Source organism: Mesorhizobium sp. M7A.F.Ca.ET.027.02.1.1 (assembly GCF_004022985.1).
Classification (GTDB): domain Bacteria; phylum Pseudomonadota; class Alphaproteobacteria; order Rhizobiales; family Rhizobiaceae; genus Mesorhizobium.
Map to the genome: position 1 here is coordinate 1 of NZ_RZOL01000322.1, position 7,205 is coordinate 7,205.

Sequence of the window (7,205 nt, forward strand, 5' to 3'; positions counted from 1 at the left end):
GCGCTGAGCAGCAACCTCGTCATCTTCACCCGCGACCTGCGCAACGCGACCAGCTTCGCCGAGACCACCGGCACCGCCTGGCGGGCGGAGACACGCGATGCCCTGACCACATCGGCGCGCGGCCATTCGGAGCGCCTGACCGGCGAGATCGAGACGCTGACCGCCCAGCTTGCGGCGATCAAGCCACGGCTGTCGATCAAGACCGTCAACGAACTCCAGTCCGCTTCCGTCAACGGCGATCTGTTCTGGTCGCCGCGCGACATGGTGCGCAATTTCAACCTGATGTCGATGGCGCAAAAGGTCGACGAGTGGAGCTATCGCGAAATCCGCAACCAGAACGACCTGTTCGCCCAGCCGATGCTGGTCCGCGTCCGCACCGCCATGGATGATGAGCGCCACCTGGCCGATGCCTCAAGCGACAGGCTGCTGCTGTGGGCGAGCGGCATCCTGTTCGCGGCACTTGCCATCGTCGCCTTCTGGATCTTCCGCCCGATGGAAGTGGCAATCCGCCGCGCCTTTGCCGAATCCGCGGAATCCCTGTTCAAGGCCGAGGCCGCCGACCGCGCCAAATCCGAATTCCTGGCCAATATGAGCCACGAAATCCGCACGCCGATGAACGGTGTGCTCGGCATGGCCGAACTGCTGGCCAAGACCGATCTGACCCCGCGCCAGAAGACCTTCACCGACGTCATCGTCAAATCCGGCAACGCGCTGCTCACCATCATCAACGACATCCTCGATTTCTCCAAGATCAATGCCGGGCAACTCACTCTCGACCCTGCTCCCTTCCGCCTTTCCGAGGCGGTCGAGGATGTGGCGACGCTGGTCTCGGCGCGCGTCGCCGAAAAGAACCTTGAACTGATCGTGCGTGTCGACCCGCGCCTGCCGGCCCATGTCGTCGGCGACGCCGGCCGGTTCCGGCAGATCATCACCAACCTGCTCGGCAATGCCGTGAAGTTCACCGAAAAGGGTCATGTGCTGATCGATGTCGGCGGCGAAATCGTCAACGACGTGGTCCAACTCAAGATCCGCGTCGAGGACACCGGCATCGGCATACCGGCCGAGAAACTGCAGAACGTGTTCGAAAAATTCGCGCAGGTGGACGGCTCGTCCACCCGCCGTCATGAAGGCACGGGGCTTGGCTTGGCCATCGCCGCCCGCCTCGTCGACCTGATGGCAGGCAAGATCGGCGTCGAAAGCGAGATCGGCCGCGGCTCGGTGTTCTGGTTCGCGGTGCCGCTGCCCGCGCATCAGGCCGCGGCGCGCGACGAGATCGTGCCGGTCGACGTCACCGGCGCGCGCGTGCTGGTCATCGATGACAATCCGGTCAACCGCGAAATCCTGCTCGAGCAGCTCAGAAGCTGGAGCTTCGATTGCGCCGCCGCCGAAAGCGGCGCGGTTGGGCTGGCCTTCCTCGACCGCGCCTTTCAGTTGGGCGCCGCTGTCGACTGCATCATCCTCGACTACCAGATGCCGGGAATGAACGGCGCCGACGTCGCCAGAGCCATTGCTTCCGACAGCCGCCTGTCGGCCATCCCGATCGTTATCCTGACCTCGGTCGACCAGGTCGATTTCGGTAAGATGATCATCGACTTCGGCATTGCCGCGCATCTGACCAAACCGGCGCGCTCCGCGGTGCTGCTCGGCACCGTCATCTCGGTGATTCAGAAGGCCCGTTCGCAGGTCGGCAAGGCGCGGTTCGTCCGTGAACCGATTGTGCAGGCTTCCCTGGCAGCGCCGCCCGCCTTCACTGTCATCCGCGGCCCGGCAATGCCGGTCACGGCAGCGCCGGAATTGACAACCGCGCCGAACGGACCGATCGACATCCTCATTGCCGAGGACAATGACGTGAACCAGTTGGTCTTCGGCCAGATCCTCAATGGGTTGGGCTTGAGCTACCGCATCGCCGGCAATGGCCGCACGGCGGTCGAAATGTACCGGGCGCTGCGCCCCAAGCTGATCCTGATGGACGTTTCGATGCCCGAAATGAACGGCTATGAGGCGACCCGCGCCATCCGGGCGATGGAGGTCTCGACGGGCGCCCACATCCCGATCATCGGCGTCACCGCGCACGCGCTGAAGGGCGATCGCGACAAGTGCATCGAATCTGGCATGGACGACTATCTGCCGAAGCCCGTTTCGCCCGACCGCCTGGGCACCAAGATCGGCACATGGCTCAGCGAGACGGTGGTGGCCAAGACGGCGTAAAAGCCGGCCCTATTGGTCAGGCCGATCGGCGCAACCGGCCGATCGGGATGATTTCCGGCGAGGTCACGCCATAAGGCGTGCCCTGCCAGTCACCCAGCCACTGCTCGACCAACAGGCCAGCCTCGTCCAGCATCCGCGCAAGATCTTCCTTCTTGGGGAACGCGATCTTGGATTCGGCGCCCAGAACAGGTCTACCGCCCGGAATGTCATAGAAGGTCGAGTAGGTGACGATGCCGGTAGCGGCATCGTGTCCGGCATCATACCAGGCTTTGACCGTGCCGAGGTCGGGATGCGTAACCGCCCGTTCGGAGCGCTGCGGCGTCCATTCCAGCCATTCCTCCTCGGCGGGATTTCGTGTGTCGAAAATGAAGAGCCCGCCAGGAGCGAGATGCTCAGTGATGGTGCCCAGCACCGCCATCTGATCCTCGCCTGTCAAGAAAACCTGGAACGCATGCCCGGTGAGCAGGACCAGATCGAAACGCCGCCCGAGCCGAACAGTACGCGCGTCAGCCTCGACCCAGTCGACCCTGTCGCCGCCGGCCCTGCGCCGCGCGACGTCGAGCATCGCCGATGCCGGGTCAACGCCAGTGACACTATGCCCATCGGCAAGTTCGGCAGCCAGTTGGCCAGTGCCACAGCCGAGATCGAGGACCGAGCCGCGATTTACGGCAAGACCGATACAGTATTCAAAATCGGCGCGGCCGCTTTGGTTCTCAATATCATAGAACTGGACGAAGTCAGGATCGCTGTAGATAGGGTCGGTCATAGTTCTCCGCCTATACTCCAAATTTCCAGCTGCGGCCCATCAATGCGTCAGGCCGCCGCGTCCAGGCGATAGCGACGCATCCAGTCGAGGCTTGTCGCGTCAGCGAGCTTTGCAACGCCGGGGCTTATATCTTCGGCGTCTGGTGCTCGGACATCCAAAACTTCACAGATGCCTAGCAACGTCGCCGCCGGATTGCTCGAAAGGCGCTCGTAGCCAACCCGAAGCGGGGTTATGCCTTGCTCAGCGAACCAAATGTTCCATGCCGCATCATAGGTCTCGAGTTCCGTGACCTCTCGTTTGATCCGCTCGAAATCATATTGGGGCTCTTTCGGCGGTGCGACCCTTTCGATCTCGGTGCCGTCGGGAGCGATATGCCAAAGACCGGTCTGCTCCGCCTTGATCAGGGAGACAGCCTGCGCGAGCTTGTTCTCCCGCGAGAGGTGTATGTAGAGGACGCGGCCAAAGGCCTTTTCAAGACGCGCTCTGTCGGACGGCAGTTTTGGAAAAATCCGGTCGAGGGTTGCCGAGAGTTCATCCAGATTTTCGCGCATTAAGCGAAGGCCGAAGAGGCCGGTCCCACCCTTGCCCGCAGCCATCGCCGCGTTGAGATAGGCGACATTGAAGTCGAGCTCACTCATCGTGTCGCGATCGGGCAGCTTCCACTCTTCAGCCCACTCCAGCACATCCTGCCGCCGATAGAATGAGTGCGGATCGCCAGTCGTCTTCGTGGATGCCAGAAGCTTGCACAGCAGCGTGCTTCCGGTCCTCGGCGTGCCGCAGATGATGTATCCATCGAACATGTTGAGACCCATGCTGCTCGTCAAAGACAGGGCCGCCGCCCAGTAAGGATGGCGGCCGCTATAGCTGAAATCTTTGCTGGATGCGACGTCACGGCTATCGCTTTTAAATGCCTCTCTCGGACAAACACCATGCCTGCAGCGGCCAAATTTACCGGTTGCGCACCACCACGCACGCCCCACCGACACTTTGCAATTTCTGGCAAATAACGTTGGCATCGGCGCGGCGGTCGACACCGATCCTGACCGCGTAGATGCCGCGCCGGCCGATCGGCGTGCGCACCCGGCTGACCACCGGATCATGCCCGTTGAGTAGGGCCGGGAACCGGCTCCTTACCCTGACCCACTGGTTGATCGCGGCGCTGCGGCGAAAATTGCCGGCCACCTGGATGCCCCATGGCTTTATGTTGATCGAAGCCATGGCCACCGTCCGCGACATGATCACCGGCAGTTTTCGGCAAGCGACGGCAAACTCCGTCTTTGCGTCGAGCGGCTCGACCTTTCCAGCATAGGCCCGGTCGGTGAACTTGTCGGCTGGTTCGCCCATGATGTCTAAGACATAGCTTTCGGTTTCCATCGGCAGGAAACCGCCGGAGCTGAGCCAGCGCGACACCCGGCTCTCGCCGGCATTGTAGGCGGCGGCCGCCAGGCCGAGATTGCCATAGCCGGTTTTCATTTCGGCGAGATATCTGGCCGAAGCCGGGATCGCCTGGTTGATGTCGAAGGAATTGGCAAGCCCGCGCATCTTGGCGGTGCCCGGCATGAACTGGGCAATGCCTTCGGCACCGACCGGACTGACGGCGTTGGGATCGAAACGGCTTTCCTTCCAGATCAGCCGGGCGAAGAAATCCCTGGACAGGCCGTTCTGGTCGGCATTCGCCTGGATCAGATTGCAGACCTTGTCGATCAGCCGCTGCTTGGCGGATTGCGGCGGATCGGCCTGCACAAGGGTCGACCAGGTCAGCCCGTACAGCAGGATCAGCGCTGCCCAAAGGAAACGCTGCATCGGTTCTACTCGGCCGCGGCCTTGCCGCGACCGAACCGTTGCTCGATATAGTCGGCGACCATTTTCTCGAAATCCGCGGCGATCGACGGCCCGCGCAGCGTCGCCGCCTTTTTGCCGTCGACGAAGACAGGCGCCGTCGGCATTTCGCCCGTGCCGGGCAGCGAAATGCCGATATCGGCATGCTTGGACTCGCCGGGGCCGTTGACGATGCAACCCATCACCGCGACCTTGAGGTTCTCGACGCCGGGGTATTTGTCGCGCCACACGGGCATGTTCTTCCTGAGATCGGCCTGGATGTTCTGGGCGAGTTCCTGGAACACGGTGGAGGTGGTGCGGCCGCAGCCGGGGCAAGCGGCAACAATCGGCACGAACTGTCTGAACCCCATGGTTTGCAGCAATTCCTGCGACACCTGCACCTCGCGCGTGCGGTCGCCGTTCGGCTCCGGTGTCAGCGAGATGCGGATGGTGTCGCCGATGCCTTGCTGGAGCAGGATGCCCATGGCGGCCGACGAAGCGACGATGCCCTTCGAGCCCATGCCGGCTTCGGTCAGGCCGAGATGCAGCGCGTGGTTGGAGCGGGTGGCGAGTTCGGTATAGACGGCTATCAGGTCCTGCACGCCGCTGACCTTGGCCGACAGGATGATTTTTTCGCGGCCAAGGCCGATCTCTTCCGCCATCTCGGCCGACAGGATCGCCGACTGCACGATCGCCTCGCGCATCACCTCCTGGGCCGTCAGCGGAAAACCCTTGTCCTGGTTGTCGTCCATCAGCCGGGTCAAAAGCTCCTGGTCGAGCGAGCCCCAGTTGACACCGATGCGCACCGGCTTGTCGTGCCTGATCGCCATCTCGACGATATCGGCGAACTGGCGGTCCTTCTTGTCCTTGAAGCCGACATTGCCCGGATTGATGCGGTATTTGGCCAGCGCCTCGGCGCAGGCCGGATGATCGGCCAAAAGCTTGTGGCCGATATAGTGGAAATCGCCGACCAGCGGCACGTTGATGCCGAGCCGCTGAAGCCGCTCATGAATGCGCGGCACGGCGGCGGCACTCTCGTCGCGATCGACGGTGATGCGCACGATCTCCGAGCCGGCCCGGTGCAGCGCTGCGACCTGCGCAACCGTCTGGTCGATATCGGCCGTATCGGTGTTTGTCATCGATTGGACGATAACGGGCGCACCGCCGCCGACGACCACGCCGCCGACATCGACGCTGACCGACGTGCGGCGGGGGAAAGGAGAGGAAAAATATCCGGTCATGCCGGCAGCCTTTTGTCTCTGGAGCATCTTGTGTCCTGCATGGACGCACAACGACGCCCCGGGCCGATGCGCTGAGGTCCGGGCATGAGGTGGAGGAGCAAAGATGGCTTGTCAATGGCGACAGGTCGCCACTGGCCGGAATCGCCCGCCGCCGGCGACCAGAAACAATCGACGATCTGGCGAAACGGGCGACGATCGAAGCGGAGATTGAGCCGGGTGCAAGTCCAGCTTCGGCTGACAGACCGGTGCTGGAAAATCAAAACCCTCCACGCCGGCGGCGGGGCGCCGCCGGGAAAAGAGGCCGCGGATATTGGGCGGCTATGTCAGGAGGGCGTCAATGCGTGGTCGGTTTGCCTCTTAGTTTTTCAATCTCGTCCTTGAGTGCCAGCTTGCGTCGCTTGAGATTCACGATTTCGAGGTCGTCGACCGATGGATGATTCATCGCGTCATCGATTTCACGTTCGATGTCGCCGTGTTTCCGCTGCAACTCATCAAGATGGGATGCAAGAGACATGATTGGTTCTCCCTTTCATGGTTTTCCTCGATTGCAACCGTCACGGCGCGTCCACCGCAGGTTCGCTTCTGTGACGGCACAATGACACTGTGCCACCATCCGGCCGCGATGTCGAATGATCCGTGGTAGCATTCCACGACACCTTGAAATGTGATATGGGCTGCACGCCGGTGACAAAACACCCGGTCCCGCCCAATCAGGCCCAGTTTTGGGCGCCGCAGACGTGCAGACGGTAGAGAATGTCCGATCAGGAACAGGCCGATATTCGCCTAGAATTTTCCCGCCTGAAGCAGGAACACGCCGATTTCGATGCGGCCATCAACGCGATGATCGCCATGGCCTGCGATCCGCTGCAGATCCAGCGCATGAAGAAGAAGAAGCTGTTCCTGAAGGACCGGCTGATGGCGCTGGAAGACAAGATCATTCCCGACATCATTGCGTGAGTTGGCGTTCGCTCGCTCGCGCTACCCGGCGATCGAAAGCTTCGCGGCACGATCACGCAGCAGGCCGATAAGTTCGCCGGTCCGCCCCTCGGATGTATCGATGGGGACCACCAGGCACATCGTCGCCTCGACCTTGCCCGGCGCTGAAAACACCGGCGCGGCAAGGCACTTGGTATAGGCATCGACAAGGCCCGAAGTGACGCAATAGCCGGTGA

General features: G+C 62.2%; 7 protein-coding genes and 1 pseudogene. 2 read left to right on the forward strand and 6 right to left on the reverse strand.

The genetic code is table 11. The annotated features are described in order from the left end of the window. On the forward strand, positions 1-2,208 hold a 2,208-nt coding region (locus EN749_RS26715; RefSeq protein WP_128364296.1), incomplete at its 5' end, for a response regulator. A gap of 16 nt (positions 2,209-2,224) precedes the next feature. Here EN749_RS26715 and EN749_RS26720 read toward each other — a convergent pair. The 5 genes from EN749_RS26720 to EN749_RS26740 form a co-directional block, all read right to left on the reverse strand. Further along, entirely contained in the window at positions 2,225-2,974 is a 750-nt protein-coding gene (locus EN749_RS26720) for a class I SAM-dependent methyltransferase (protein WP_127809065.1), read from the reverse strand. A gap of 47 nt (positions 2,975-3,021) precedes the next feature. Next, positions 3,022-3,786 (reverse strand): Stf0 family sulfotransferase, encoded by a 765-nt coding sequence (locus tag EN749_RS26725; RefSeq protein WP_127397034.1) that lies wholly within the window; start codon positions 3,784-3,786, stop codon positions 3,022-3,024. Positions 3,787-3,922: 136 nt separating this feature from the next. Continuing rightward, a complete protein-coding gene (locus tag EN749_RS26730; RefSeq protein WP_127809063.1) occupies positions 3,923-4,777 on the reverse strand; it encodes a lytic transglycosylase domain-containing protein in 855 nt (284 codons plus the stop codon). Positions 4,778-4,782: 5 nt separating this feature from the next. Beyond that, positions 4,783-6,033: a flavodoxin-dependent (E)-4-hydroxy-3-methylbut-2-enyl-diphosphate synthase gene (gene ispG / locus EN749_RS26735; RefSeq protein ID WP_164873938.1), complete on the reverse strand. Its 1,251-nt coding sequence runs from the start codon at positions 6,031-6,033 to the stop codon at positions 4,783-4,785. A gap of 334 nt (positions 6,034-6,367) precedes the next feature. Beyond that, positions 6,368-6,547: a YdcH family protein gene (locus EN749_RS26740; protein WP_013529217.1), complete on the reverse strand. Its 180-nt coding sequence runs from the start codon at positions 6,545-6,547 to the stop codon at positions 6,368-6,370. 239 nt (positions 6,548-6,786) lie between these two features. On the opposite strand from EN749_RS26740, the gene EN749_RS26745 reads away from it, so the two are divergent. Beyond that, complete coding sequence (locus tag EN749_RS26745; protein WP_013529216.1) at positions 6,787-6,990, forward strand: DUF465 domain-containing protein; 204 nt, start codon at positions 6,787-6,789, stop codon at positions 6,988-6,990. 21 nt (positions 6,991-7,011) lie between these two features. Here the strand turns inward: EN749_RS26745 and EN749_RS26750 are convergent. Continuing rightward, positions 7,012-7,205 (reverse strand): annotated as a pseudogene (locus EN749_RS26750) (IclR family transcriptional regulator); the annotation flags it as partial.